Origin of the sequence: Epibacterium sp. Ofav1-8 (genome assembly GCF_022348185.1) — a bacterium.
Taxonomy (GTDB): Bacteria; Pseudomonadota; Alphaproteobacteria; order Rhodobacterales; family Rhodobacteraceae; genus Epibacterium.
In genome coordinates, this window is sequence record NZ_JAKRFD010000009.1 from 1 (window position 1) to 26166 (window position 26166).

Below are 26166 nucleotides of genomic sequence, written 5' to 3' on the forward strand. Positions count from 1 at the left end.
CGGCCTCGGCATAGGCCGCATCGGTAAACCCCGCAGCCTCACCCGCGCCAGCCTCGATACAGCACTCAAACCCCAGCTTCTGAAGATCACGCGCCGACAATGGCGTCATCGCTACGCGCGACTCGCCAGTCGCCAACTCTCGCGGCGTTCCTATTCGCACTTTGATGTCCTCCCTTAGCGTGACAGCCCTCCTCCCAAAGGATCGCCACGAGCAAGAGGGAGTATTTGATTGTTTTACTTAGTAGTCAATAAATTTCAGAAGATGATTTTTATATCTTTATTTATCAACTATATAACCACATCAATCACATCAGTGTGTTTCATTTTTTGAGTTATAGCTAAAAAATTATTTGACAGCTGCCACCCTGACCCACAATCCTTGAGGCAGGGAGGACACCATGAATACCCAATCGCTCAGCACAGGCACGACCTGGGCGGAGGCGGGAGATCTGCGCGCTTTGATGAGCCGCGCGGCCCAAATCCGTGATGCCCAATGGGGCCGGACGATCACCTATTCGCGCAAGGCATTCGTGCCTCTGACCAACATGTGTCGCGACACCTGCGGCTATTGCACCTTCGTCAAACACCCGGACTCGCCGGAGGCCAATATCATGACGCCAGAGGAGGTTCTGGCGACCGCGCAAAAGGGTGAACAGGAGGGCTGCAAAGAGCTGTTGTTCAGCCTCGGAGAAAAGCCGGAACTGCGCTATGCTAAGGCTCGTGCGGGGCTGGAACGGCTTGGGTACAGTCGCCTCACCGACTACCTGCGCGACATGTGCGAGCTGGTGCTGGAGGAAACCACGCTCCTGCCGCATGTGAATGCGGGTACGCTCACCGACGATGAAATCGACGTATTGCGCCCGGTCGCGGCCTCCATGGGGATGATGCTGGAAACCGTCAGCCGTCGGCTGACCCGCCGGGGCCATCCGCATTATGCCTGCCCCGACAAGGTGCCAGTCCAGCGCTTGCGCACGCTGGAACGCGCAGGCGAGAAACAGGTGCCCTTCACTACGGGTCTGTTGATCGGGATTGGCGAGAGCTTTGCCGAGCGCATCGAGGCGCTGCACGCGATCAACGCAGCCCATGCCCGCCACGGCCACATCCAGGAAGTGATCATCCAGAATTTTCAGCGCAAACCCGATATCGAGATGGCGCAGCACCCGGAGCCCACATTAGAGGACATGCTGCGCACCATTGCAGCGGCGCGGATCATCCTGTCACCGGACATCAGCCTGCAAGCGCCCCCCAATCTCAGTGCGCGTCACATCGCCTATCTTGAGGCTGGCATCAACGATTGGGGCGGCATTTCGCCGGTCACCATCGACTTTATCAATCCACAACATGAATGGCCGGAAATCCGGTCGCTGGATCGGTCCTGCACAGAGGCCGGGTTTGAGCTGCGCGAACGGCTGACCGTCTATCCCCGCTACCTGACCACAGAGACCGATTTCATCAACCCCGCCGTCCTGCGCCGCGCCCATGGCATGGCAGGCACCAACGGGCTGGCCCGCGAACAACGGCATATGGGAGAGACCGCATGACCATCCGGCAAACGATTGAATCCCCGACAACAGCAGTACACGCCCTGACCGATGGCGCCTCCGCCCCGATCCGGCAGATCCTCGACAAGGTCCTGAGCGGCGGCGAGGTTAGCGAAGCAGAAGGCGTCAGCCTCTTTAAAACCAGCGGTGCAGATGCGGAGGCCGTGTATCGCACCGCAAATGAGCTGCGTCGACGCACCAACGGCGATCATGTCTCCTTTGTGGTCAATCGCAATATCAACTTCACCAATATCTGCTACATGGGCTGCCGGTTCTGCGGCTTTGCCAAGCGCAGCGAGGATGCGGGGGCCGAATGGCTCTCACCCGAGCAAGTGGTAGAGCGCGCGCAAGAAGCCTGGGATCGTGGCGGCACCGAGGTCTGCATTCAGGGCGGTCTGCACCCCAAGATGGAAGGCACCTATTACCGCGACATCGTGCGCGCCATCAAGGCGGCGCTGCCGGACATGCATATTCACGCCTTCTCCCCCTTCGAGATCTGGTATGGCGCGTCCAAGACCAAGATGTCCTATCACGACTTCCTCGCGGACCTGAAGGACGCGGGCCTTGGATCGATGCCCGGTACCGCCGCCGAAATCCTCGACACCGAAGTGCGCCTGCAACTGACCAAGAACAAGCTCAGCGCCGAGAAATGGGTGGAGATCATCCGCGCCGCGCATGAGGTTGGCATCCCCACCACGGCAACCATCATGTACGGCCATATTGACGCGCCCGAACATTGGGCCGCGCATATCCGCCTGCTGCGCGACATCCAGAAAGACACCGGCGGCTTTACCGAACTGGTGCCGCTGTCCTTTGTCCACACCGAGTCGCCTCTGTGGTCGGAAAACCCCGACAAGGTCCGCCCCGGCCCCACCGCGCTGGAAGTCGATCTGATGCATGCGGTCTCGCGCATCATGCTGCACGGCTGGATCGACAATATTCAGGTCAGCTGGACCAAACTCGGCGCGGCCCGTGCCCAGCAGATGCTGGCGCGTGGCGTCAACGACCTTGGCGGCACCTTGATGAATGAGAGCATCTCGCGCGCGGCAGGCTCCGATCACGGGCAGGAAATCACCGCAAAGGAACTGGTCCAGATGATCCGCGCCGCTGGCCGGGTACCGGTGCGCCGCAACACCATCTACGAGCTGCGCGACATCTATGACGATCACGACCCAGAGGATCTGGCCCCGTTGGTGGATCGTCGCGGGCGCAACCCGCTGGATTTCCTCCAGATGTTCCCAGAACGCAGCACGACGCTGGAGGCAGCGGAATGAGCGACACATCCCAGACAAAGGTCACGCTCCTTGCGGGAGGCGTCGGCGGTGCAAAAATGGCCGAAGGGTTGGCCGCGCTACCGGATGTGGCACTCAGCGTGATTGGAAATGTGGCGGACGACGACAGCTTTCACGGGCTGTGGGTCTCGCCCGACATTGATACGCTGACCTATAGCCTTGCCGATGTGATCGACCGCCAGCAGGGCTGGGGTGTCGCTGATGAGGGCCACCGGGCGCTTGAGACCCTGAAAACCCTTGGCGCAGACACATGGATGTCGCTTGGGGATCGGGACTTTGGCCTGCATATCTATCGCAGCCAGCGCCGCCTGAAGGGGGATCGCCCCAGCGACATCGCCCACGACGTCGCCCGCGCTTTTGGCGTCAGCGCAGAGATCCTGCTGCCCACGGATGACCAAGTACAAACCCGCGTACGTACTGATGCGGGCTGGCTCAGCTTTCAGGAGTATTTCGTTCGCGAACGCTGCGCGCCCGATGTGCGGGAGCTGGCCTTTGACGGCATCACGCAGGCAAAACCAACCCCAGAGGCGCTGGCCGCGATCAGCTCCGCCGATCTGATCGTCATTGCACCCTCAAACCCGCTTGTCAGTATCGCACCGATCCTTGGCATCCCCGGTATTGGCGAAGCGGTCCAATCCGCCCGCGCGCCCAAGGTCGCGGTCAGCCCCTTTATCGCGGGCAAGGTCGTCAAAGGCCCCGCCGACAGGATGATGGCCGCCCTTGGCGAACGGGCAGACGCGGTGGGGGTTGCCCAGCGCTACCGCGATGTGGTGGACGCGCTGTTCATCGACCACGTCGATGCCGCCCTTGCACCAGAGATCCAAAGCATCGGCCCAACGCCGATCTGCTCTGCGATCCTGATGCGCGATCTCAAAGATAAAACACGTATGGCGCGTGAAATCGTCGACTTCCATCACGACCACGCCCGCAAAGGAGCCGCCGCATGACGGCCCTCACACAAAAGCGGCTGGTGGTCATTCCGATGAAAGACCCCTCTCGCGCCAAGACCCGGCTCGGCGCGGCGCTGGATGCCAACGGGCGCGCGGGCATCGCTCTGGCGCTGTTTCGGGCAACGCTCAATCACCTGTCCGAGGCGCTTATGCTGCTGCCCCACGGCAGTGCCGACATCGCGGTGCTCACCTCAAGTCCGGTGATTTCCCGCATCGCCAGGTGCGCAGGTGTCGCCCTGATTGATGACGAGGGCCTCGACGGCCTGTCTCAGTCATTGGAGGTGGCCGCCGCATTGGGGGCACGTCAAGGCTATGATGCAATCTGCATCCTGCCCGGTGACCTCGCCGCGCCCAAGGCTTGCGACCTTGCCCGCTTGCTGAGCCACGACCTCGCGCAAGGGCGCGCCGTGTTCTGCCCATCGGCGGATCTGGGCACCAATGCGCTCTTGGCCCCGCTGCCCTGCCCGTTTCGGTTTCAGTATGGCCCCAACTCCGTGGTGCATCACGGCCGCGCGGCAGAGCGGGCCGGGCTTTGGCCCGTTATCCTGCCGCTCGAGAGCCTGCGGATCGATGTCGACACCGTTGAGGACCTCGGCCACCTGCTCGCCCGCAACCCGGAAATCCTTGCGCAGGAGGCCACCCTATGAGCCTGAGCGTCACCCTCACCGCCCTGCCCGGCGTGCCGGACATTCAAAACGGCGACAATCTGTCGGCCATATTCGCCGACTGCCTGAGCAACGCCGATCTTCCCTTACGGGATGGCGATATTCTCTGCGTGGCGCAGAAGGTCTTTTCCAAGGCCGAGGGCTGCATCATTCCGCTTGCCAGCGTGACGCCCTCGCCCGAGGCCCTTCGGTATGGCGAAGAGCTGAACAAAGACCCCCGCAAGGTCGAGGTGGTCCTGCGCGAAAGCACCCGCGTCGTGCGTTCGTTCAAACGTCCCGACCAGAACGAGGGGACGATGATCTGCGAACACCGGCTTGGGTTCATTTCGGCCAATGCGGCGGTGGATCAGTCCAATTTTGGCGAAGAAGACGCCGCCATGGTGCTGCCCAAAGACCCGGACGCAAGCTGCGCAAGGCTGCAACGCGATCTGGCGGAGCGCTTTGATGCCCGTATCGGCGTGGTGATGACCGACACCTTCGGCAGGCCATGGCGGCTGGGTCAGGTCAATGTGGCGATCGGCCTTTCCAAGGTGCCCGCCACCATCCGCGAACAGGGCAATCTGGACGCATGGGGCCGTCCGCTGGAGGTCACAGAACCGGCATTTGCCGATGAAATCGCCGCCGCAACCGGCCTCGTGGTGCGCAAGAACGGGCGCACCCCGGCTGTGCTGTTGCGCGGGCTCGACTGGCAGCCCGCCGACAGCCGCGGCGCCGACATACTCAGGAAAAAACAGGAGGATATGTTCAGATGAAGATCGCGATCATTGGCGGCACCGGGCCGCAAGGACAGGGTCTGGCACTGCGGTTTGCCCGCGCTGGGATTGAGGTCGCACTTGGCTCTCGCGACGCCGAACGCAGTGCCGGGATCGCCGCCGAGCTGATGCAGAAACTGCCCGAAGGCGCTGCCGAAATCTCCGGCCTTGGCAATATCGAGGCGACGCAAGCCGCCGATCAAATGGTGATCTGCGCCGTGCCTTGGTCAGCCCATAACGCAACGCTCACCACGCTCAAACCGCACCTCGCGGACAAGATCCTTGTCGATATCGTGGTGCCATTGGCCGAGGGCGACCCGAAAAAGGTCGATATGCCGCCAGAAGGCTCTGCCACCGAGGCCGCACAGGCCTTGCTGGGCGAGGAGATCCCGGTGGTGGGCGCGTTGCACAATGTCTCCGCCACCACGCTCAACAAACTCGATTGGGACATCAACTGCGACATCCTGATCTGCGGCAACAGCCTTCCCGCCCGCAAACAAGTGATGGAGCTGGTCGGCGCGCTGGATGTGCAGACCTACAACGCAGGTGATGCACAATCTGCCCGCTGCATCGAGGCGATCACCCCGATCCTGATCCGTCAGAATATCTCAAAGGCGGTGCCCTTCACCCATGCGGGCATCCGCATCTGCGCCCCCGATCACTAAACCCACACAGCATAAAAACCTATTCCAACACGGAGGAAGACATGGAATTCGGAATTTGTTTCAAAGGCTTCGTTGAACCTGACCGCGCCCGCGCCCTAGTGCGTCAGGCCGAGAATGCAGGCTTCACCTATTGCTGGTTCTACGACAGTCACATCCTGTGGCGCGAAAGCTTCGTGGCGATGGCGATGTGCATGGAGCACACGGAAAACATGCGCTTTGGCCCGCTGGTCACCAATCCCAACTCGCGCGAATGGTCAGTCGCGGCCTCGCTGTTCGGCTCGCTCGCCAAACAGTCCGGCGGACGCTTCGACATTGGCCTTGGGCGCGGCGACAGCGCCGTGCGCGTGATGGGCAAGAAACCCTCGACGATCAAGCGGATGGAAGAGTTCACCCATGTGGTGAAATCCCTGATCCGCGGCGAAGAGGTACAATACGGCGAATGCCCGGAACCAGTAAAGTTCCCCTGGGCCAGCGGTTATGAGCTCCCTGTCTGGATTGGTGCCTATGGCCCCAAGGCGCTGGCCTCGGCTGGCAAGGTGGGCGACGGCGTGGTGCTGCAGATCGCAGAACCCAAGATCGTCAAATGGCTGGCGGATCAGGCCAAGGCCGGCGGCGAAGCGGAAGGCCGCGACATGTCGAGCTACCGCGTGATGGCGGCCGCGCCTGCGCACACCGGCCCGATCGAGGAAGGCATCGAGAAGACCAAGTGGTTCCCCGCCATGGTCGGCAACCACGTCGCTGACATCGTTGAGAAATACGGCACCGACGGCGATCACGTGCCGACCAGCCTGACCGACTACATCAAGAACCGCAAAGGCTACGACTATTCCAAGCACGGTCAGAGCGATAACCCCTATCTGGACTTCATCACCGAAGACATCGTGAAGAGCTTCTGCGTACTGGGCACCCCGGACGAACATATTGCCAAGCTGCGCGATCTGGAGGCCGCCGGGACCACCCAGTTCAACATCTACCTCGACAGCGGCGATGAAGAGAAAATCATCGCCGATTACGGCGAAAAGATCATCCCGGTGTTCCAACAAGAAGCCGCCGCCAAAAAAGCTTCACTGGCCGCATCCTGACCTCACAACTCCCCGAGACAACTGGCCAGCAGGCGGGCACATGTTGCCCGCCTGTTTTTTTGGCTCACGCAAATGTCACCCCGTTGGATTTCCAATCGCCCCCTTTTCCAACCCCGCTCGCCCGCAGGCGCTAGTCACGCGCTTTGACATGTGCCAATAGGTGCGCAACTTTATTTCAGCTTACAAATGGCGGATCCGTTAGATGGCGCGCATGTCAGATGCAAAACCCAGAACCAAGATTCAGCGTCAAAAAACCGAGCAAATCCTGACTGCGGCTCTGGAAGTTTTTGCCCTTCACGGGTCATCGGGCGCCTCCATCAACATGATCGCCAAAACGGCCGGGCTGACCACGCCCAACCTGCTCTATTATTTCGAGAGCAAGGACGCGATCCGCAAGGAACTCCTGTCGCGCACGCTGCAACTGTGGATGGCGCCGCTCAGCATGCTCAGCCCGCACGGCGATCCGGTGGAAGAAATCTGTCACTACATCCGCCGCAAGCTGGAGATTTCAAAGAACTTCCCCAAGGAGAGCAAGTTCTTTGCCAATGAGATCCTCAGTGGCCTGCCGCAATCCCGCAGCGAGATTTTCGGCCCGCTCAAGGAACTGTTCAACGCCAAGATCCAGGTCCTGGAGGGCTGGATGCAGGATCAGCGCATGGCCAGGGTTGATCCTCATCACCTGCTGTTTTCCATCTGGGCCACCACCCAGCACTATGCCGATTTCGACGTGCAGATCGAGGAAATCGCCCCGGCGAAGCTGCAAGAGAGATACGAGGAAGCCGAGGCCTTCCTGATCGATATGTACAAGAAGCTTCTCACACTCTGACCCCGCGCCGTGCGTCCCTCACGACAGCCGCGCCCGACGGTCGGGGCCCCGCGCCCCGCATCGCCCGAAACCCGAAAAGTGTAGCGCCGCGATTCGAAAGTGTATTTCCGCGCGCTCCAAAGGCCAGACTGGGCCGGGATCGGGCAACAATCGGGCTGGATCTCGCGGATTATCACCACAAGTTCATTAAAATTTCTCGCAATTTCTCGCTAATATAAAGACAATTTTGACATTTGGTCTGATCGGCGGAAGTCTGCTGGGCATAGATCAATGGATCCCACGCTGCCGCTTCACGGGTGGGGACCTTCGCCGCAGGGCGGCGGGTGGCAGCTTGGGACCGATACCGGTTTTGTGGGGGACCGTGCGAGCAATTGTGCAGGGTACAATTGCGGCAGGCGTGCGCTTGTCGCGTGAGGCTGTGATGCCGGCAGTTTGCGGGGAGCAATCCCTGTGAACAGATTTGCATTCCACTACGAAAAGCTGACGGTCAGCTCCGAGACCGGCAAGGTCTTTGCCGACCCGAAACAGATACGCCGGCGGCGCCTGCTGCAAGCGGTGATCTTGCTTCTTGCCGTCGCGCTGGCCTGGCTCGCACTGTTTCTGAACGGCGCCCTGTCCTGGCAAACCGCGTTCCAGGATGTCAGTGCCTATTGGTCCCGAGAGGATCGTCGGGACCCACTGGAGACGTTTGACCGGACGCTGCCCCCGGATGTGCAGCTCGCATCTCTTGCAGCGGCACCGAAACGTGACACGCGTTGTGCCCCGACCGAGCAGCCCTATTTTGCCGCCATGGCGGATGCGGCAGCGCCGGTGGTCTTTGCCCATGTGCCCAGCACCTATGACTGGGCGCACCTGTCCCTGCCCGACAGCTGCGAACAGATCGGGGTCCTGGTACCGGACTGGCTGCGTATCGAAGCAGACGCCAACGGCCCGGCTCTCACCCTCGAAAGCGCCGAAAGCCGCGTGATGGTGGAGGACTTCCGGGCGCAATCCGCCGCCACACCGGACCTGATGCCAACGGTCATGATTGATCCCGGCCCGCGGAAAGAGGCCTTTTTCACCGCGTTGAGCACGCCGGGCACCGCCACGCGCATGGCGTCCGAGCTCGCCACGACGCTGACCCTGCTCTATGCGCAGGGGGCCTGCCTGAACATCCTTGACTTCAACGAAGCGGACCTGCCCCGGCTGCTGCCCTTCTTTGAAACGCTGGCAAACCGGTTTGACGCAGACGGTTTCACGGCCTGCCTGATCCTGAGCGGGACCGACGCCCTGTGGCGGACCCCGGAGGCCACAGATCTGTTCGACACCGTCATCCTGAAGCTCTTTCACGAACCCTGGGTCGGTGCGGCACCTGCACCGCTGGCGCCTGATGCCTGGTTCGCGGACACGGCAAAAGCAGCCGCAGAGACACTCGGCAAGGACAAACTGGTGGTCGCGCTTGGCAGCTTTGCCGTTGAATGGACCTCCGGGGTGCCGATGCCGCGGACGATGCCATACGCAGAGGCCATGGACAGAATTGCGGCCACAGGCGCAAAGCTGCGCTACAGCGCGAAGGTCTCTGGCAGTCTCAGCTCCTTTCGGGATGCAAACGGGCGTCAGCACAAAATCTGGCTGCAGGACGCAGCATCCATACAAAACCAGCTCGCCACGCTGACCGACCTGGGGATCGCCAGCACCGGCATCTGGTCGCTCGGCCAAGAAGACCCCGGCGTCTGGACGGTGTTGCGAAACCGCGGCAGCTCCGCCGATGAACTGAGCGCAGCGCTGGCGCTGGTGCAGCTGAAAAACTTTGTCCAATACTCCGGCGAAGGGGCGTTTCTGAAACTCAAGCAGCGGCTCTCTCCGGGCATTCGGCAAGTGCGTATCGATGACGAAACCGGGCGGGTGACAGCGCAGAGCTACGACCTGATGCCCCGCCCCTACGCGCTTGAACGCTATGGCAAACCCGAAGGCAAACAGGTGGCGTTGACCTTTGACGACGGCCCGCATCCTGAGTTTTCGCCACAGGTGCTTGATATCCTCGAGGCGGAATCCGTACCGGCAGCGTTCTTTGTCACCGGATCTGCGGTGATGGAAGCGCCGGATGTGCTGCGCCGCATCGTCGACGAGGGGCACGAGATCGGGGCGCACACGTTTTCGCACCCGCGAATGGACCAGATCTCGCGAACCCGTGTCGATCTGGAGTTCTCGCTGCTCGACAAAATCATTGCCGGTGCAGTCGGACGCAAGGCCATGCTCTATCGTGAACCGTTCCAGCGCAGCGGCGGCCCGATCAGCGCCGCCCGCGTCGCGTCACTGGAACCGGCCCTGGACCGGGGACTGGAAGTCGTGGGCATGGATATCGTCCCGCGCGACTGGGACGGCTGGAGCGCGCGCGAGATCGCGGATTTCGTCATCTCCGAAGTACAGAACGATCGCGGCAACATGATCCTTCTGCATGACGGTGGCAAAGACCGTTCCGCAACGGTCAAGGCACTGCCGCTCATCATTGCCGGGCTGCGCGACGAGGGATACAGCTTTACCACGCTGGCGAACCTGGCAAACACCACACGCGCCGACATCATGCCGGTGGCCGAGGGTGGATATCAGACGCTTGACCGGGTGTCGTTTTCCATGGTCGCCTGGATGCGCCATGCGGTCGTGACCGCCTTCTGGGTGGCGCTGGCCATCGGCATCACCCGGTCGCTGGCCGTGCTTGTCCTCTCGATCCTGAACTGGCGCGGGCGCCGTCCCGTCAGCCTCGTGGAACCGCGCGTTGCCGTCATCATCCCGGCCCACAACGAGGAAAAGGTGATCCGCACCTGTATCGAAAGCGTCCGCGCCAGCGACTATCGCAATCTGGAGATCATCGTGGTGGATGACGGGTCTTCGGACAACACGCTGACAGAAGTGTTCCGCTTCAGCCACAAACAGGACGTGCGCCTGATTTCCCAGCCCAATCAGGGCAAGTGGAGCGCATTGAACCGGGCCCTGCTGAACGTCGACGCCGAGATCGTGGTCTGCATCGATGCCGACACCCAGATCGAGCGCAGCGCGATCCGTCATCTGGTCAAACAGTTCAACGACCCGAAGGTCGGCGCGGTCGCGGGCAAGATCATGGCCGGCAACAAGGTCAATCTGCTGACCCGGCTGCAAGCGTTCGAATACGCCACCTCGCAAAATGTCGACCGCCGGGCCTTCGATCTGATCAATGGCATCCTCGTCGTGCCCGGTGCATTGGGCGCCTGGCGGCGCTCCGCGCTGCGCAAGGCCGGGCTGTTCAGCGACGCCACCATGACCGAAGACACCGACCTGACCATTCAGGTCAACCGGGCCGGATACCGCGTCGTCTACGAGCCCCGCGCCCGCGGCTACACCGAAGTCCCCGAGCGCATCGGCCAATTGCTCAAGCAGCGGCTGCGCTGGTCGTTTGGCATGTTCCAAAGCGCATGGAAGCACAAACGTGCCGTTTTCGAAGGCCGCATGGTCGGGCTGATCTCCATTCCCGACATGTTTATCTTCGGCTACCTCTTTCCGCTTCTGGCACCGATCGCTGATCTGTTTGTGCTGGTCCTGCTCTACAACATGGTGGCCGGTGGCTGGGGCGAGCTTGACACCACGCTTGCCGCCCAGCCCACGCATTACCTTTGGGCCTATCTCACCCTCCCGGCCCTCGAGATCCTGATCGCCGCATTTGCGCTGGCGCGAGACGAAGATGAGAGCCTCTGGTCCTTGCTGCTGTTCCCGATCCATCGTGTGTTCTACCGTCCGCTGCTGTATTACTCGGTTATCCGGGCGATCCTGCGCGCGGTGACCGGGCGCCTTGCGAGCTGGGGAACACAGAAACGACTGGGACGCGACTACAGCCTCGCGACGGGGGGCGCATGAAACGCCGGCACTTTTTGAAAACCGTGGCCGCCAGCGCTGGCCTGATGCCGATCCGGAGCCTCGCCTCCGATTTCCTCGGCGCCGTCGCCCCCCAGAGCTATCCGGTCATTTCGGGCATCGATTCCCGCACCGCTGTGCCGCAATTGATTGCGGTTCTGGATGCGTTCTGGGAGCGCAACATCCCCGTCACATGCCTGGTGCACCCCTTTGACGAGACCGGCCGCGCCCTGGATGGCAACCATGCGCTGTCGCGTCTGCTGTCCGGCTATGTTCTGGGGGGCAGCGGTATCGAAATCGCGCCGTTCGTGCCGGACCTGGCAAGTCTGTCGCCGCATTTTCAGGCGCGCGCGGCCCACGACGCGCTGGCCGCGCTGATGCAGATGCTGCGCCCTGCAGAACAGGCCCGCTCCGCCCCGGTTCCGATCCAGACCATCGCCTGTCATGAGGCACCCCGCCCCGCCTCTCCGGAAGCGGTGCGGACGGCCGGCCTGATCAATGTGCTGGTCATTCCGGACCACAGCGCCCCCACGCGGTCCCAAACCTGGGACAATGGCGTCGTGCGGTTGTTCGGCGGCTTCCGCAGCCGGATTGACGCGCATCCTGCACCGCCCTTTGAAGAGGCCACCACACAGACCATCCACTATCTGTCGGCGCCGTCGTTTTCGCGCCTGCCGATGGCAGAGGTTATTCCCGCTGCGGCCAACTTCGCAGAGACGCTCGCGGATCAGGAACTCGAGGGGCGCTTTTCACTGCTGCCGCTTGCCGACCTGCAACTGCGTGACAATTACCAATTCCGCAGGCTGGTCAGCCTTCATATCCTCGAACCGCTGCCCGAAGAGACCACCGCCCAGGCGGGCTTTGCGGCTCTGACGGCGCGACTTGACGCGCTTGAAATACCCTTCACGGTGGGGCCGGATCGCGGTGACACCAAAGACAGTGTCGAAACCGGACTTTGGATACCGCTGGAGCGCGGTGCCACCGATGAGGAAGCGCAGGAGGGATGGCCGCCGCCCCATCCGATCGAATTTCTCGCGTCCGACCACAGCACCGGCATCCGCACCACCCGGCCCCTGACCACCGGCATCGCTGTCCGGTTCCCCACCGGACCAAACGCGGCAGCCGGCCTGGCTGCCGACGGCGCGCTCACTCTGCCCTTGCGGCGCCTTTCTACGCCTGTCAGCGCAGCCGGCGTGGCACAGGCCTTTGCTGGCATCCGAGATCTCTGCGTGCAGATTTCTCCGGCGCCCTTTGCCTCGGCCGTCGCCCTGCGCGAGTTGAGTGATAAACTGTCCGCCCTGAAGGCCGACACGGTCACGACGTTCCAATCCCTGCCGGAACGTGCGCGCCTGCTCGCGCCCAGGGGGCCGATCCCCACCCGACACCGACGGGTCGCCGCTGCGCAGCCGGGATTGCTGACCCGGCACCCTCGTGACACGGCGCCAACCCGCGAAGAGCTGCTGGAGGATGCGCAGGTCGCCTGGCGCTATATTGAACGGTTCACCCATCCCGAAACCGGTCTGTGCCCGGCGACGGTGAATTTCTCCCCCGGCGGCCGGCTGCATGAAACCGTCACCATGTGGGACGTGGGCAGTCAGATAAATGCACTGGTCGCGGCAAAGCAGATCGGCCTGATCGACGCCAACCAGCATGACACGGCCATTCGCCGCATTCTGCCCAATATCGTCGGACGCGTTTCACAGGATCGGCGCCTGCCGCAAGGCTGGATCCGGACCGATAGGCTAAAGTGGGGCAACAAGAACTTCGACGGGTGCGACGCCGGTCGGCTCCTGGCAGCCTTGGACAATCTGCGCCGGCACAGCACCTTTGGCGATGAGCTAAAGGAACTGATCGCGAATTACGACCTCGACAAGGTCATTTTCGACGGCGAGATCCACTCGGTCATCGACGGCACGCTCAAGTCGACGATCGTGTCCCATTGCGCCCACTACGCCGCCCTGGCGTTTCGGCGCTGGGGGCTGGAGGTGCGTTCACCCTATGAGGTCTTCGCCGGTCGATCCGCCACCGACGGCCAGATGGCGCTACTGGAAGCCGCCGCCAGAATTGGCCCCTTTGGTGCGGAGCCATTGCTGCTCGAGGCCATGGAGCTCGGCATGTCGCCGGAAAGCGCCTATCTTGCTGATGTCCTGTTTTCGACACAGATCGAGGAGTATCAGGACAGCGGCCGGTTGATCTGTGTATCAGAAGGCCCCATCGACCGCAGCCCGTGGTTTCTGTACCAGGGCCTGCAGCTGGACGCGCCGACGCGCACCTGGGCAATGGACACGGTCGGCCGCGAACCCGAGTACAGAACGCCCGAGTTCGCCAGATCCCACCTCGCCGTCAGCAGCAAAGCCGCCTATCTGTGGTCGGCGTATCAGCCGCACGCCTATTCCGACCGGTTGCGCAACTTTGTACGTGCCACCGCAAAGACGGAGAACGGGTTTTCCTCCAGTATCTTTGTGGAAACAGGGCAAGCCACGAAGCAGTATTCCGACCTCAACACCAACAGCATCATACTCCAGGGGATCGCGCATCATTTGAACGCGTTGGGATGATCCCCGGGAGTGTCAGGCGGTTTTGATCCCCAGTCCAGAGCCAATCAGAACGTCCGGCATCCGGTTGCTGAAATTTCACCAGCGAACACCGGATAGCCGGGGCGCGGGTTCAAGATCACGGGCTGAATCCCCGTGATGTGCCGCATGCAGGCATCAACAGAGGCTTCGTCATAGCCCCGCCCGCCCACATAGATGTCGATCCAGTCGTGCCCTTTGTGGCCACTGTGGCAGGGGCCCTCCTGGGGCCGAGGACCATCCCCGCACAGATCCTCCACAATGGCGTATTTACGCAGCCGCTCGATATAAAAGCGGGTTCCAGCGGGGTAATCCATGATGCTGCGCCCGCCCCTCTTGACGTGACCAACTGCAAGTGTGACGGGATCGTCATAGGTCCCCACCCCACCCGCGGACCGATGGATCACCGGACGCGCAATCTGGGCAGAGCCACGGGGGGTGTTGTCCCAGTAGCTGTAGCCGGTCAGAAACGCGTTCATGATTTGTTCTTGATGCGGTGCCACTGTCGCGCGGGTCAGGTTCGGCAAATCATCTTGCACGCTCAGGCGGGTGCTGACGCGATTGACAGAGTTGCCGTCAAAACTGCGCGTGCTCCCACACGCGGAAACGGAGGCCACCGCCAAGATGGCCATTACAGATTTAAAAATATCACTCGTCATTTCACCATCCTGCTCAGTAGGAACACTGTTCTGAGCATTCGTCATGCCCAGACCCATGTCCCGCAGATTGGGAAATATTGCTTAACAGAGTACTAAACTTAAAATTGTATAAAGTCCAAGTTTATTAAAATTGAGACTATATGCACGCCAATTATCATCGCACAGGTTTCCATCGCAAGACAGCCCACCCCATTCAGTGAGTTCGTCGGGCAAAGAAATGAGACTGGCCACAAGATAACGCTCTGAAAAACCGAGAGTACGCGCCGATATTTCAGGCGGGGTGAATCCGGGTCCTACGTCGGAAACCCGAAATCGAGCACGATCGCCCAAATATCCCGATTGACCGCGTGCAGGCTTTCGATGGCGTGTTCGATTCCCGCAATGGCTGTATCGTCGACATCTTCCGTCTGGCCAATTTTCAGCTTGTCCTTGCGATCCGCGATCCGCATCAGGATGGTCCGGGTTGTGCCGGCATCCTTGTCGAACGAGTAGATGCAGTGGTTGTAGCGATTGCGTAGCGCGGATTGCCGCATCATGTCGCGCGTCGCCGAAAGCACGCGCCGTCGCAACTCCGGATCAACATGCTCCAGTTTCACCAGGCGCTCCACCAGTTCGACCCGCGCGCGTGTCGTATTCAGGGTCAGGAACACCACCAGCGCGGTTTCCGTATCGGTTCCGATCAGCCCGGCGATCAGATGGATCAACACGCTCTCGGTATTGGTCCACGTGTAGTTGAGGCGCCCCACCTGCATCAGCAACTGCGAGAAATGGGGATCGCCCTCTTGTGGTGTCATACCCCGCCCGAAGCACGGCTGAGAAAGACGCCGGCCGCCTCCGTCCGATTGCGCACACCAAGTTTCTTGATGATATGATGCATGTGCAGCTTGACCGTATGTTCAGAGAGATCGAGATCAACTGCGATCAGCTTGTTCTGTTTGCCACTTGCGACCAGCTCCAGGATTTCGCGCTCTCTTGGCGTCAGCCGGTTTGCCTTGCGGCTCGGCATCGAGAGCGTGGCGGCCGGGACAGCTTCTCCCTGTCGCGTCAGGAACACCTGCGGCACGCAGCATTGGCCCAGGAACAGCAGCCGCAGCATCGACGCCCAGCAATCATACTGCAGGTTCATCGGCAGAAAGCCGAAGCGACCGACATCATCGCGGGCCTGGATCTGATCCAGAAACCTCAGCGCCAGATCTTCATCGAGATAGGCCAGCGCCACACGTTCCGCCGGGCATCGCTCCAGGTTGTCCACCCCGCCGCTGTCCACGCCGGCAAACACTTCCTGCTCGATCAGCGCCAGCTTGATCGGACCGGGGTGTATCACCTCCAGCTCGTCTACGGCCTGCACGCGTATTATTTCAGTTCCGGGAAATTCCAATTTAATAAGCTCTTCGCATTTCGCGGACACGGTGAGCCCGTTGCCGACAATGGCAATACATACAGTATTCATAATGGCAGCCTCCAAATCGCACTCAGACACATGGGTCATACTTCTGACCCTGGCTCCCAGCACATGCTCGGAGCCTCAACTCATTAAGCTATTCAGGCGATTTCCCTCACGTCACCATTAACATTTCATAAACCATTTGGGCAAGCTGAGATGTGTTAACTGACTGTTTAAACTCACCAATCACAAAGCTAAGCTTATGATCTAGCGTCAAATTTACGAAAATTGAAATCTTGGCGATTTGACATTGTTTAATCTAAAAGCGAATCCCACCCGAGTTGACTTCTCGCAAAAGTTGCGTCTGGGTTTACAGAGAATCAATCCGACACCGCTCCGAAAGATATAGATCTTCGCCCGGAAAGAATCGCGTTTTTGCAAAAGTTCAATGCCTTGGCGGTCAATGCCGGCCCTGATCCTTCGGCTAGCTAGTTCGCTTTCCTGCTCTGCGTCAGTCTGATCCTGCACCCTCTTTCTGGGTGCTCGGCGCCGGTTCCCTCACATTATTCAGGCCGGACCGACAGGGAGGCCGGGGTTTGTTCCTCGCCTTTAATCAACCGCCCGGGAAATGGCCGCTTTACAGATGACGCGCGGCAGGATCGGGCCTTCGACATAGAAGGAATTTCAATCATGTCAGGTGGAAGACATCCCCATCACTTCTTCGCGCAACTCCAGGGTCAGGGCCAGCTTCAGGGCCAGGGTCAGGCCGAGCTGCAAGCGCAGGGTCAGGGCCAGGGTCAAGACCAGGGTCAGGGTCAGGGACAAGATCAGTCCCAGTCCAGTGAAAACCTGAACCTGAACGGCAACGGGAACATGAACGGCAACCTGAGCCTCAACGGCAATGGCAATGCCAACGGAAACGCGAACGGTAACTGGAACACCAATACCGACAGCGATACCAACACCAATGCCAACGCCAACGCCAATTCGGACAGCAACTCCAATACCAACACCGACACCAACAACAACACCAACAACTCCAACAGCAACCACAATACCAACACCAACACGAACGTGACCGTGGATGTTGGCGTTGGGCTGGAAGGCTACATGCCCGATGATGGTGATTTTGCGGATGTCGATGTGTCCGGCGGTGCCAGCGTCGGTGACGTGCTGATGGCACAAGGCGCGATGCACTATGACATCGGCGACGACATCAACGTCGAGCGCATCCTGAACAATTCGCTCAACGGTGCCGGCAACGATGTGGCAACCGTCAATGTGATGGGCAACCATCTCAGCGACAACGACACGCTGAACGACCCGGATGTCAGCAATGACAACGGCAACTTCAACAACAGCGGCAGCGCCAACGGCGGCAACGCCAATGCGGACGACGGCATCAACGCCGACGGCGGCAGCGGGTCTTCCGGCGGGGCAGCAGCTTCTGCTGGTGGTGAAGGCCTTGGTGCGGCCTTTGGTGGCTGGGCCGACGGTGGCAACACCAATGGCGGCTCTGGCGGCAACAACAACGGCTCCGCAACCAGCGGCGACGCAGGTGATGCGGGTTCGATCGCAGCCAGCATCGGTGCGGGCATCGGTGCAGCGCAAAGTGGTGCCAATGCCGGTGCAGCCGCAGCGGAAGGCGGATTTGACCTTGGTCTTCTGGACTTCCTTGAAGGCGGTGACGCAGCGGCGGCGATCGCAGCGGCGGGTTCCGCGGCCCAGGCGGGTGGCATCGGCATTGCCGGAGGCGCTTCTTCAGGTGCGATCGGTGGTGACGGCGGCCATGCAGGGGTTTCCGGCATGGGCGGCTTTGGCGGCGGCGCCTACAACGGCGGCACCTCGGTTGGTCCGACCAACTCGTCCTCGACCGGTGGCGCGGCTGGCAATGCATCCGGCGGTGACGGCGGTGCGGGCGGCAGCGGCGGCATGTGGGGCTCCCACAACGGTGATGACGGCTTCGTCAACGGCACGTCCTCCGCGTCGGCAGATGCGATCCTCGACACCACGGCGTTCAATCAGTCGATCGCGATGGGCGCCAACGTGCTGGGCAACACAGTGGACATGACCACTGTGGGTCAGAACCTGACCTCGTCCTACTCGATGACCGGCGAAGACGACGCGTAATCGTCCCCGGCGCGGTCCCGGACCGCAGAAAAAACCGGCACGCGCGGGCCCCGCGCGTGCCGACTTAGTCGCCGAATTATCCGGCAGTGTATGGTATTGTTGCGATGTTACTCGACAAGGTCACAGAGACGATCGCATATTTCATCGGGCTCTTTCAGCTCGTGACGGAAACAGCGCGCGGACGGCTGGACTATGACAGCTTCAAGGCCGCCGAGACGTCCAATGACCTTGATCCTCTGATTTCACACAGCACAAACCGGGACATCAATTTTTCGCCCGAAGGCCACGATCCCCTCGTCCACAATCCGCATGCTCAGCTGCACAAGGCGGCGGTGGCCACGGCGGTCTCCGCTGAGATCGGACTACCGCAGATCAAGGCCCCCATGATCCCGGACGCCCCCAACCTGCCCGGAGAGGCAATCGTCGCGGCCGGCCCCGCACCGATTTCCGGCCCGTTCGTGCTCGAGGTTCCGCCGCCCGGCGGCAGCATCCACTTCACCTGGCAGGAGAACCATCTTTCGGATCGTGACACCATCAACATCGACCCTGCCACCCAGGACGCCTGGAACACCGTCCAGACACAGCTGATGCAGGAGCTGAAAGCAAGCGCCGAAGCCCTCCAGATACTGGATCTCACGGATGGCTCGGCCTTTGCAGAGATGGACGTGTTCGAAATAGAAGCCCAGGTTGAAACCCTTGTTGCGCTCGCCGAGGCGCAGATCGAAACAGCGGATGGCGCCTCGATCCACCTTGCCACCGGAAGCGACACACAGATCGTGACCGTCAACGGGGTCGAGCATGAGGAGCTGCCAGTCTGGACAGAGCTGCTTCCGGATGTGCCCCAAGAAGATGACGACGAAGAGAGCGCGGCGACGACGACGGCCTCGGCCACGGCGGGCACCACGACAGCTTCTTCCTCCGCCACCCAGCCCGGCACGGCAATCGAAGGCTCGGGCGTTGTGGGGCTGCCCGAGGAAGATATCGCCACGACAACGCCGCTGGACACCGAAACGGACCCGGCCTCGCCTTCTGAGACGGCAACGGCCTCCTCTGCCGCACACACCGTGGTGACGGGCGGCAATGTTGCCATCAATGCGGCCTCCAGCGTCACCGGGGGCGTCGACGCGCCAGTCATTGCCGTGGCCGGGAGCGTTGCCAGCTTTGACATGATCAGTCAGGTCAACGTGCTGCTGGATGAGTCAGCCTCGCCCGGTGCAGAGAACCTCTTGCAGAACAGCGCCGCGTTCAGCGGCTCGCCCAGCCTGCCGGGCGCCCAGCCCGCGGCCCCCGCAACCGGCCCCGCAGGAGGCGGCCCCGCCCCCGGCATGGTTGCGGTTTCCACCATCGACGGTGACCTCATCAACTTCAGCTGGACGCGTCAGATCAACTCGGCAGTGGATGATGACGCCGTGCAGGTGACCACCTCCGCCACCGAAAGCTGGATCGATCTCGGCGGCAATATGCTGCTCAACACCAACGCGCTGTTCTCTCAGGCGATGGGGTTCGATCTGATCCTGGTGGGAGGCGACATGATCTCCCAATACATCGTACAGCAGACCAATATCGTTCTGGATTGGGACTACTTCGCCAGTGGCGCCCCCCAGGATGTGCTGCCGGGCGGGACCGGAGACGGGCTGTTCTCCACGGGCGGCACGACATCCGCTGCTTCGGACACCAGCACGGGCGGCAATGCCTTGATGAACTCGGCGTCGATCACCCACACCGCGCTGGACACGTTCAGCGGGATGACGGCCACGTTCCAGTCGGTGCTGGACAGCTTTGGCGCGGGCGGGTCCGACATCTCGCCGCTGATCGGCAACAGCGCCCTGCAATCGCAGCCCGTGCTCAATGTGCTCTATATCAGCGGCGACCTTCTGGATGTGCATCTGCTCTCGCAACTGAACATCCTGTCGGATGGCGATCTGATCACGGGGAGCGCCGAGGACGGTCTCGGAACCACCATTCACTCCGGCCTCAATGCCGCGGTGAATGATGCGCATCTGATTGATGTGGGCATGGCGTCCGAAGTCTTTGCAGGGGGCGAGGTCTATTCAGATGCCGTCCTCTATCAAGCCAACCTGATCGCAGAGGATCTGCCGCCCACGGACGTGTTTCTCGCACCCGACAGCATCGACGGGCTGGCCAGCGAAGCCGTCGCGTTTCTGTCTGACGATCTCAACACACAACCGAGCAATGCAGAGGACATAAGCGTCGGAGAGACCTCCATCGCGCAGGATGGACCGATCCATAGCGACGTGATGCAGACAATGCTCGCCTAATGACAGCAAGGGACTTACGGGGGGAAAAGTGAAGATTTTCAGAAACAGCGGCGCGGCCGAAGCGAAGGCCTGTGACTCGATGCCCGAAATGCGGGAGTGGCAGGCAAAAGCCACCTCGTCCCTTGTCCAGAGCGGTGGCAGGCCCGTCCCCGCAAGCGACACCTCCGCCCTGGCGCTGAACAGCTCGCCGGTCGCGCCGACCCCGCTCCCGCTGAAGCTTCGGGACACATGGAAGCTGGAAAATCCCCAGGGGCGCAAAGCCCCCGAGGACAACGCGAAAACCGCCCCCTGCCCGCCACCGGCAAAAGGCCCCGGCGCAATGCAGCCGCAGGCCGAGGCCCCACCTGCCGCCGCGGGCGACCCTGTGCCAGCGCCCCTGCGCGATCTGGCCGATTTGGCGCCTGCGGATCTGTCCGACCAAGCGCGAAACTGCGACACGTCAACGGCCACACGCGATGACGATGCTCCGGATGTACCTGTCGATGCGCGCCCCGCGGCGCCCGCCCCAGACCCAAAGCCAGATCAATCTGCCACAGGCCCGGACACCGCTCCGCAGCATGCGCCCGAGCCTGTCGCCGGGACTGCCCCCAACTCCCCCGCTGAAGGTGCGCCCGCACCGGTGGAAACATCCCAGCACGAAACCGTCGCCCCCACGGACAAAACGGTGGACACAGCAGCGGGCTCGGCGCCTGGCACGGTGCCTTCCGACGCAAACCTCAGCGCGCCACCAGAGGGCGCGCCCCAGGTCGACCCAGCACCCGCACCCGGTACAACAGCACCAGAGCCGGAAACGACGGTCGCGGCCACGGAACAGGACACCGCGGCCACATCCGCCGCCCCGGACCCCGATACATCTGCGCCGGAAACAGCCCGGCGCGATGAAGAAGCCCGCCAGACCGAGGACGAAGCCCGCATGGACCCGATGGTCAAAGGGCTCGGCACGCCGCCGCTCGAAGCGCGCGCCAACGCGCGCTCCCCTGCGACCAAAGCCGGCGGACCGCAGCCCCCCGCTGGGGGTTCAGGCAACGGTGGCGGCGGCGGCGGTAACGGCGGCGCCCGGTTTCACCGACGGCTGGGTCCGCAGAATTTTGAAAAGAGCCTGCGGGAGGGCATGGTCGCCGTCCGCCGCAACATGGGCTTTGTGATGTTGATGACCTGTGCGACCAATATCCTTGTCCTGGCAATCCCCATCTACCTGTTCCAGATTTCGGACCGCGTGCTGACCAGCCGCTCCGTCGACACGCTGATCATGCTGACACTGGTGATCGCCGCCGCAGTGGTCCTGCAATCGGTCTTTGATGCGGTCCGCCGCTTCATGCTGATGCGCACCGCGGTCGAGGTCGCCGCCAGATTGGGCGCTCCGATCCTGAGCGCGGCGGCGCATGCCTCCTTGCACAGTTCCGGCCGGGAATATCAGGCCCTTGGCGATTTGCAGCAGGTGCGCAGTTTCCTCACATCCGGCACCTTGATGGCCTTCCTCGACGTCCCCTTTGCGCCGCTTTTCATGCTGGCCATCTTTCTCGTGCATCCCCACCTGGGATTTATCGTGATCACGACCGCGGTCGTGCTTCTGGTGATCGCAGTGATCAACCAGAGGCTCACGGCAAAGCCCTTTGCGCAGGCCAACCAGGCCCAGTCACGGGCCAACCTGCATCTCGATTCCATGACCCGCAACAGCCAGATCATCAATGCATTGGCGATGATCCCCGAAGCGGTCACCATATGGGGTCGGGACACAGCCGCTTCACTCACGGCTCAGGTCTGCGCGCAGGACCGCAATGTGATCTCCGCAACCTTCTCGCGCGGAGTGCGACTGCTGACCCAGGTGGGGATGCTCGGCTGGGGGGCCTATCTGGCCATTCAGGGCGAAATCACCGGCGGCATGGTGATCGCCGCTTCCATCATCGCCGGCCGCGCCCTGGCCCCGGTGGAGGGCGCCATCGAAGGCTGGAACGCCTTTCTGCTCTCCCGCTCGGCCTATGGGCGCATTGCCCAGCTGCTGACCCGGTCCGGCTTCCAGTTCGAGCGGCTCTGGCTGCCCCAGCCCGAAGGTCGGCTGGATGTGGAACGGCTGCTCTATGTGCCGGGCGGCACCAAGCAGGTGGTGCTGAACGCCATCAGCTTCTCGCTTGATCCCGGCGACACGCTGGCGGTGATCGGCAATTCGGGCGCCGGCAAGACGACCCTTGGCAAGATGCTTGTGGGGTCGATCCTGCCGACCTCCGGCAACGTGCGCCTCGACCTGATGGATCTGCGCAATTGGGACCCCCGCCAGCTGGGCGAAAACATCGGCTACCTGCCGCAGGATGTTCAACTGTTTCCCGGGTCGATCAAGGACAACATCGCCCGGATGCGCCAGGATGCGACGGATGAGCAAATCCATCGGGCCGCGGTTCTGGCCGATGTGCACGACATGATCGCATCGCTGCCGCAGGGCTATGAAACCATGGTGGCTGCGGATGGCTCCCCTCTGTCGGGGGGACAGAAACAGCGCATCGCGCTGGCCCGGGCCTTCTTTGGAGATCCGCGCCTCCTGGTTCTCGACGAGCCGAATTCCAATCTCGATGTGGCGGGCGACAAGGCCCTGGCCCGCGCCATCGAACACGCCAAACGCAACAAGATCACGGTGGTCGTCATCACGCAGAAACCGACACTGCTGGGCACCGTCGACAAGATCATGCTTCTGTCCGGGGGCAACGTGGCCATGATCGGTGCCCGCGACACCGTCCTGAAGCAGCTGGCGGGCTTTCAACAAGGGCAGGCGCCCGGTCTCGACAACGGCGCCGCTCCCAACGGGGGACAACAGTGATGACTGACAGCGTCAACATTCAGGAATGGCATCACGAGGTTCCGCGCTCGATCCGCAAGCACGCCATCTTTGGCATTGCACTGTTCGTGACCGCATTCGGCGGGTTTGGTGCCTGGGCGTTCCGCGCCCCGCTGGCCGCCGCCGTCATCTCGCAGGGGTCGTTTGTCGCCACCGGTCGCAACAAGATCGTTCAGCACCTGGAGGGGGGCATCATCGCCGACATTCTGGTGTCGGAAGGGGATCGCGTGCAGAAGGGCGATGAACTGATCCAGCTGAACCAGACGGCGGCGCAGGCGGATCTTCGTGAGCTCGAATTGCGCCGTGCGCGCCTGGAAGCCGCCGAAGCCCGTGTCCGCGCCGAGTATCGCGCCGACCGCAATGTCAGTTTTCCGCCCAATCTCTTGCGGCTTGCGTCGGAAAACGCGGAGGTGACCGATCTGCTCGCCGACCAGCGCCTGACCTTCGATTCCGCGCGTCGGCTTCAGGAAAGTGAGCTTGCCATTCTGCACAACGGCATGGACTCGCTGGTGATCCGCAGCGAGGGCTATGCGGCACAGCTGAACGCCTATCGCGAACGCGCCATCAGCCTTGACGAGGAACTTGCGGACAAACAGGAGCTCCTCGACAGTGGTCTGATCCGGCGTCCTGAGTACAATTCGGTTCACCGCGCCGTGCTGGAAACCAACGGCCATATCGCGCGTCTCGAGGCGGAAATCGCCGAAATCGAGCGCGCCCGCCTGAAATTCGAGCTGGAGATCGACAAATTGCGTTCGGATCGGCGCCAGGATGCGCTGGACGAATTGCAGGCGATCCAGGCCGAGCTGGACTCGATCCGGGAGCAATCCCGCAAGGCACAGGATGTGCTGTCGCGCTCCACCGTAATCGCACCGGTAAGTGGCACGGTGGTCCGGATGTATTACCACAGTGCAGGCGGCGTGATCGAAAGCGGCAAGCCGATCGCGGAAATCCTGCCCGCTGATGCGCCCTTGCTGATCGAGGCGCTCATTCCCCGCACCGACATCGACAGTATTACCCTCGGGCAAGCCACCACCATTCGGCTCTCGGCGCTGAACCAACGCACAACCCCGGTGCTGACGGGCCGGGTGCGGTACGTGTCTGCGGACTCGATCACCGACACCTCCGATGGCACCTCCCGCGAGGTCTATGTCGCCCATATCGGCCTGCCCCCGGAAGAGTATGAACGGGCCAGCGCCTTTGTACCGGTGCCGGGGATGCCCGCGGAGGTCATGATCCAGACCGAGGAACGGACGTTCTTTGAGTATCTGATCAAACCTGTGCGGGACAGCATGTCCCGTGCCTTCCGCGAGCAATAACAGCCCTGAGGGCGCCGGTGCCCTCAGGCACATGAGCCGAATTATGCACCACAGGGCGCCCGCGCCGACATTCGCGTGACATCCCCTGCCGCCTGTATGATTGTCTGTCTTCAGGGACAGAAAACAAATAGGTGACACATGTCGATGAACCGGCGCCAATTCGGGGCACTGGCAACCGCTTTCGGGCTGGCAGGCTGCGGCGCAACCGTCGAAACGCAACCGGGTGGACCAAAACCGCTGCCCGATGATCTGCGCCCGGTCCGCAACGCGGACTATGCCAGATGGGTCGCTTCCTTTCAGGAGCGGGCGGCACGCCAGGGCTTTTCCCAGGACCTTCTGCGCACCGCGTTCAGGGGGACCGGCTACCTGCCGGGCGTGGTCAAACGCGACCGCAACCAGACCGAATTCAAACGCACCCTCGAAGACTACCTGTCCATCGCCGTGTCGGAGGAACGGGTCAGCAAGGGGCGGGCCGCCTATGCCCGTCATCGCGGCACCCTGCGCGCCATCGAGCAGCAATATGGCGTGGAAGCGCACATCATCACCGCCGTCTGGGGGCTTGAGAGCTTTTTCGGGGAACGCCGCGGTGATGTCCCCGTCATCTCCGCAACCTCCACCCTCGCCTACGATGGGCGCCGGGGGGCGTTTTTCGAACGCCAGTTGATCGCGGCCCTGAAAATTCTGCAAGCTGGGCACGTGTCGGCCCGCAACCTGACCGGCAGCTGGGCGGGCGCCATGGGGCACACACAGTTCATTCCGACGTCCTTCCTCGCCTTTGCTGTCGATTTCACCGGCGACGGACGCCGCGACATCTGGTCCGAGGACCCCAGCGACGCGCTGGCCTCGACGGCGGCCTATCTCGCGCGCAACGGGTGGCAAAAGGGCCTGCCCTGGGGCGGCGAGGCCGGTCCGAGTGCGCCCACAGGCACCCGCATCCAGCCACAAGAGGGCGGCCCCAGCTTCTCCGTCACCGCCAATTTCCGCGCCCTGAAACGCTACAACAACTCTGATGCCTATGCGATCGGCGTGGGGCATCTTGCGGATCGCATTGCAGGAGGCCCGCCGCTCCGGGGCAGCTTCCCGCCGGATCAATACGGGCTGACCAAGGATGACCGCATTGCCCTGCAAAGCAAGCTGACAGCCGCCGGGTTCGATACCGGAGGCACAGATGGCGTGATCGGCCCCAACACCCGAGACGCGCTGCGTGCCTATCAGCAGCGCACCGGCATGCCGGTGACGGGCGACCCTTCGCCGGAACTTCTTCGACAGCTGCCCTGATCCGCTGTTCGGCTCCGGCATCGCGTCTGCCGCCACAACGGCAGGCGCCTTCTGACCAAGCCCGCCCCTGCGACACAGCGGGG

Annotated in this window: 19 protein-coding genes and 1 pseudogene; 15 read left to right on the forward strand and 5 right to left on the reverse strand. The window is 62.1% G+C overall.

Annotated elements, in window-relative coordinates; genetic code table 11:
* Window positions 1-160 (reverse strand): annotated as a pseudogene (locus MHM97_RS14700) (Re/Si-specific NAD(P)(+) transhydrogenase subunit alpha); the annotation flags it as partial.
* Between the two features lie 238 nt (window positions 161-398).
* On the opposite strand from MHM97_RS14700, the gene cofG reads away from it, so the two are divergent.
* From cofG to MHM97_RS14750, 10 genes are all read left to right on the forward strand, one after another.
* Entirely contained in the window at window positions 399-1541 is a 1143-nt protein-coding gene (gene cofG, locus MHM97_RS14705; RefSeq protein ID WP_239323128.1) for a 7,8-didemethyl-8-hydroxy-5-deazariboflavin synthase CofG, read from the forward strand.
* Window positions 1538-2815, forward strand: a complete 1278-nt coding sequence (cofH, locus tag MHM97_RS14710; protein WP_239323129.1) for a 5-amino-6-(D-ribitylamino)uracil--L-tyrosine 4-hydroxyphenyl transferase CofH — start codon at window positions 1538-1540, stop codon at window positions 2813-2815. The genes cofG and cofH overlap by 4 nt, the downstream gene beginning before the upstream one ends.
* On the forward strand, window positions 2812-3780 hold the full coding sequence (cofD, locus tag MHM97_RS14715) for a 2-phospho-L-lactate transferase (RefSeq protein ID WP_239323130.1): 969 nt from the start codon (window positions 2812-2814) through the stop codon (window positions 3778-3780). Before cofH ends, cofD begins: the two co-directional genes overlap by 4 nt.
* A complete protein-coding gene (gene cofC, locus MHM97_RS14720; protein WP_239323131.1) occupies window positions 3777-4430 on the forward strand; it encodes a 2-phospho-L-lactate guanylyltransferase in 654 nt (217 codons plus the stop codon). Before cofD ends, cofC begins: the two co-directional genes overlap by 4 nt.
* Window positions 4427-5200 carry a coenzyme F420-0:L-glutamate ligase gene (cofE, locus tag MHM97_RS14725; protein ID WP_239323132.1) on the forward strand — a complete coding sequence of 258 codons (774 nt, stop codon included), beginning with the start codon at window positions 4427-4429 and terminating at the stop codon, window positions 5198-5200. Before cofC ends, cofE begins: the two co-directional genes overlap by 4 nt.
* Window positions 5197-5865: an NADPH-dependent F420 reductase gene (npdG, locus tag MHM97_RS14730; RefSeq protein ID WP_239323133.1), complete on the forward strand. Its 669-nt coding sequence runs from the start codon at window positions 5197-5199 to the stop codon at window positions 5863-5865. Before cofE ends, npdG begins: the two co-directional genes overlap by 4 nt.
* A gap of 41 nt (window positions 5866-5906) precedes the next feature.
* On the forward strand, window positions 5907-6947 hold the full coding sequence (locus tag MHM97_RS14735; RefSeq protein ID WP_168577381.1) for a TIGR03842 family LLM class F420-dependent oxidoreductase: 1041 nt from the start codon (window positions 5907-5909) through the stop codon (window positions 6945-6947).
* Window positions 6948-7149: 202 nt separating this feature from the next.
* On the forward strand, window positions 7150-7773 hold the full coding sequence (locus MHM97_RS14740; protein WP_239323134.1) for a TetR family transcriptional regulator C-terminal domain-containing protein: 624 nt from the start codon (window positions 7150-7152) through the stop codon (window positions 7771-7773).
* A 450-nt stretch (window positions 7774-8223) separates the two neighbouring features.
* Window positions 8224-11640 (forward strand): glycosyltransferase, encoded by a 3417-nt coding sequence (locus tag MHM97_RS14745; protein WP_239323135.1) that lies wholly within the window; start codon window positions 8224-8226, stop codon window positions 11638-11640.
* On the forward strand, window positions 11637-14195 hold the full coding sequence (locus MHM97_RS14750) for a DUF3131 domain-containing protein (protein ID WP_239323136.1): 2559 nt from the start codon (window positions 11637-11639) through the stop codon (window positions 14193-14195). Before MHM97_RS14745 ends, MHM97_RS14750 begins: the two co-directional genes overlap by 4 nt.
* Before the next feature lie 44 nt (window positions 14196-14239).
* Here MHM97_RS14750 and MHM97_RS14755 read toward each other — a convergent pair whose 3' ends face one another.
* The 4 genes from MHM97_RS14755 to MHM97_RS22760 form a co-directional block, all read right to left on the reverse strand.
* A complete protein-coding gene (locus MHM97_RS14755; RefSeq protein WP_239323137.1) occupies window positions 14240-14914 on the reverse strand; it encodes a hypothetical protein in 675 nt (224 codons plus the stop codon).
* A gap of 248 nt (window positions 14915-15162) precedes the next feature.
* The gene (locus MHM97_RS14760; RefSeq protein ID WP_239323138.1) at window positions 15163-15663 is read right to left on the reverse strand and encodes a hypothetical protein; all 501 of its coding nucleotides are present in this window, start codon (window positions 15661-15663) and stop codon (window positions 15163-15165) included.
* Window positions 15660-16319 (reverse strand): helix-turn-helix transcriptional regulator, encoded by a 660-nt coding sequence (locus MHM97_RS14765; RefSeq protein ID WP_239323139.1) that lies wholly within the window; start codon window positions 16317-16319, stop codon window positions 15660-15662. Before MHM97_RS14765 ends, MHM97_RS14760 begins: the two co-directional genes overlap by 4 nt.
* 627 nt (window positions 16320-16946) lie before the next feature.
* The gene (locus MHM97_RS22760; protein WP_255729723.1) at window positions 16947-17078 is read right to left on the reverse strand and encodes a hypothetical protein; all 132 of its coding nucleotides are present in this window, start codon (window positions 17076-17078) and stop codon (window positions 16947-16949) included.
* A 48-nt stretch (window positions 17079-17126) separates the two neighbouring features.
* Here MHM97_RS22760 and MHM97_RS14770 point away from each other — a divergent pair, with 48 nt between their 5' ends.
* The 5 genes from MHM97_RS14770 to MHM97_RS14790 all read left to right on the forward strand — a co-directional run bounded on the left by MHM97_RS14770 (window position 17127) and on the right by MHM97_RS14790 (window position 26083).
* Window positions 17127-18383, forward strand: a complete 1257-nt coding sequence (locus tag MHM97_RS14770; RefSeq protein ID WP_239323140.1) for a hypothetical protein — start codon at window positions 17127-17129, stop codon at window positions 18381-18383.
* A gap of 104 nt (window positions 18384-18487) precedes the next feature.
* The gene (locus MHM97_RS14775; protein ID WP_239323141.1) at window positions 18488-20662 is read left to right on the forward strand and encodes a hypothetical protein; all 2175 of its coding nucleotides are present in this window, start codon (window positions 18488-18490) and stop codon (window positions 20660-20662) included.
* A 28-nt stretch (window positions 20663-20690) separates the two neighbouring features.
* The gene (locus tag MHM97_RS14780) at window positions 20691-23471 is read left to right on the forward strand and encodes a type I secretion system permease/ATPase (RefSeq protein ID WP_239323142.1); all 2781 of its coding nucleotides are present in this window, start codon (window positions 20691-20693) and stop codon (window positions 23469-23471) included.
* A complete protein-coding gene (locus MHM97_RS14785) occupies window positions 23471-24805 on the forward strand; it encodes an HlyD family type I secretion periplasmic adaptor subunit (protein ID WP_239323143.1) in 1335 nt (444 codons plus the stop codon). Before MHM97_RS14780 ends, MHM97_RS14785 begins: the two co-directional genes overlap by 1 nt.
* Before the next feature lie 138 nt (window positions 24806-24943).
* Window positions 24944-26083 carry a lytic murein transglycosylase gene (locus MHM97_RS14790; protein WP_239323144.1) on the forward strand — a complete coding sequence of 380 codons (1140 nt, stop codon included), beginning with the start codon at window positions 24944-24946 and terminating at the stop codon, window positions 26081-26083.
* Window positions 26084-26166 lie beyond the last annotated feature (83 nt).

Coding starts and splice junctions, on each gene's coding strand:
- cofG (WP_239323128.1), top strand. CDS start 399: ATGAATACCCAATCGCTCAGCACAGGCACGACCTGGGCGGAGGCGGGA.
- cofH (WP_239323129.1), top strand. CDS start 1,538: ATGACCATCCGGCAAACGATTGAATCCCCGACAACAGCAGTACACGCC.
- cofD (WP_239323130.1), top strand. CDS start 2,812: ATGAGCGACACATCCCAGACAAAGGTCACGCTCCTTGCGGGAGGCGTC.
- cofC (WP_239323131.1), top strand. CDS start 3,777: ATGACGGCCCTCACACAAAAGCGGCTGGTGGTCATTCCGATGAAAGAC.
- cofE (WP_239323132.1), top strand. CDS start 4,427: ATGAGCCTGAGCGTCACCCTCACCGCCCTGCCCGGCGTGCCGGACATT.
- npdG (WP_239323133.1), top strand. CDS start 5,197: ATGAAGATCGCGATCATTGGCGGCACCGGGCCGCAAGGACAGGGTCTG.
- MHM97_RS14735 (WP_168577381.1), top strand. CDS start 5,907: ATGGAATTCGGAATTTGTTTCAAAGGCTTCGTTGAACCTGACCGCGCC.
- MHM97_RS14740 (WP_239323134.1), top strand. CDS start 7,150: ATGGCGCGCATGTCAGATGCAAAACCCAGAACCAAGATTCAGCGTCAA.
- MHM97_RS14750 (WP_239323136.1), top strand. CDS start 11,637: ATGAAACGCCGGCACTTTTTGAAAACCGTGGCCGCCAGCGCTGGCCTG.
- MHM97_RS14755 (WP_239323137.1), bottom strand. CDS start 14,914: ATGACGAATGCTCAGAACAGTGTTCCTACTGAGCAGGATGGTGAAATG.
- MHM97_RS14760 (WP_239323138.1), bottom strand. CDS start 15,663: ATGACACCACAAGAGGGCGATCCCCATTTCTCGCAGTTGCTGATGCAG.
- MHM97_RS14765 (WP_239323139.1), bottom strand. CDS start 16,319: ATGAATACTGTATGTATTGCCATTGTCGGCAACGGGCTCACCGTGTCC.
- MHM97_RS14770 (WP_239323140.1), top strand. CDS start 17,127: ATGAACGGCAACCTGAGCCTCAACGGCAATGGCAATGCCAACGGAAAC.
- MHM97_RS14775 (WP_239323141.1), top strand. CDS start 18,488: ATGTTACTCGACAAGGTCACAGAGACGATCGCATATTTCATCGGGCTC.
- MHM97_RS14785 (WP_239323143.1), top strand. CDS start 23,471: ATGACTGACAGCGTCAACATTCAGGAATGGCATCACGAGGTTCCGCGC.
- MHM97_RS14790 (WP_239323144.1), top strand. CDS start 24,944: ATGTCGATGAACCGGCGCCAATTCGGGGCACTGGCAACCGCTTTCGGG.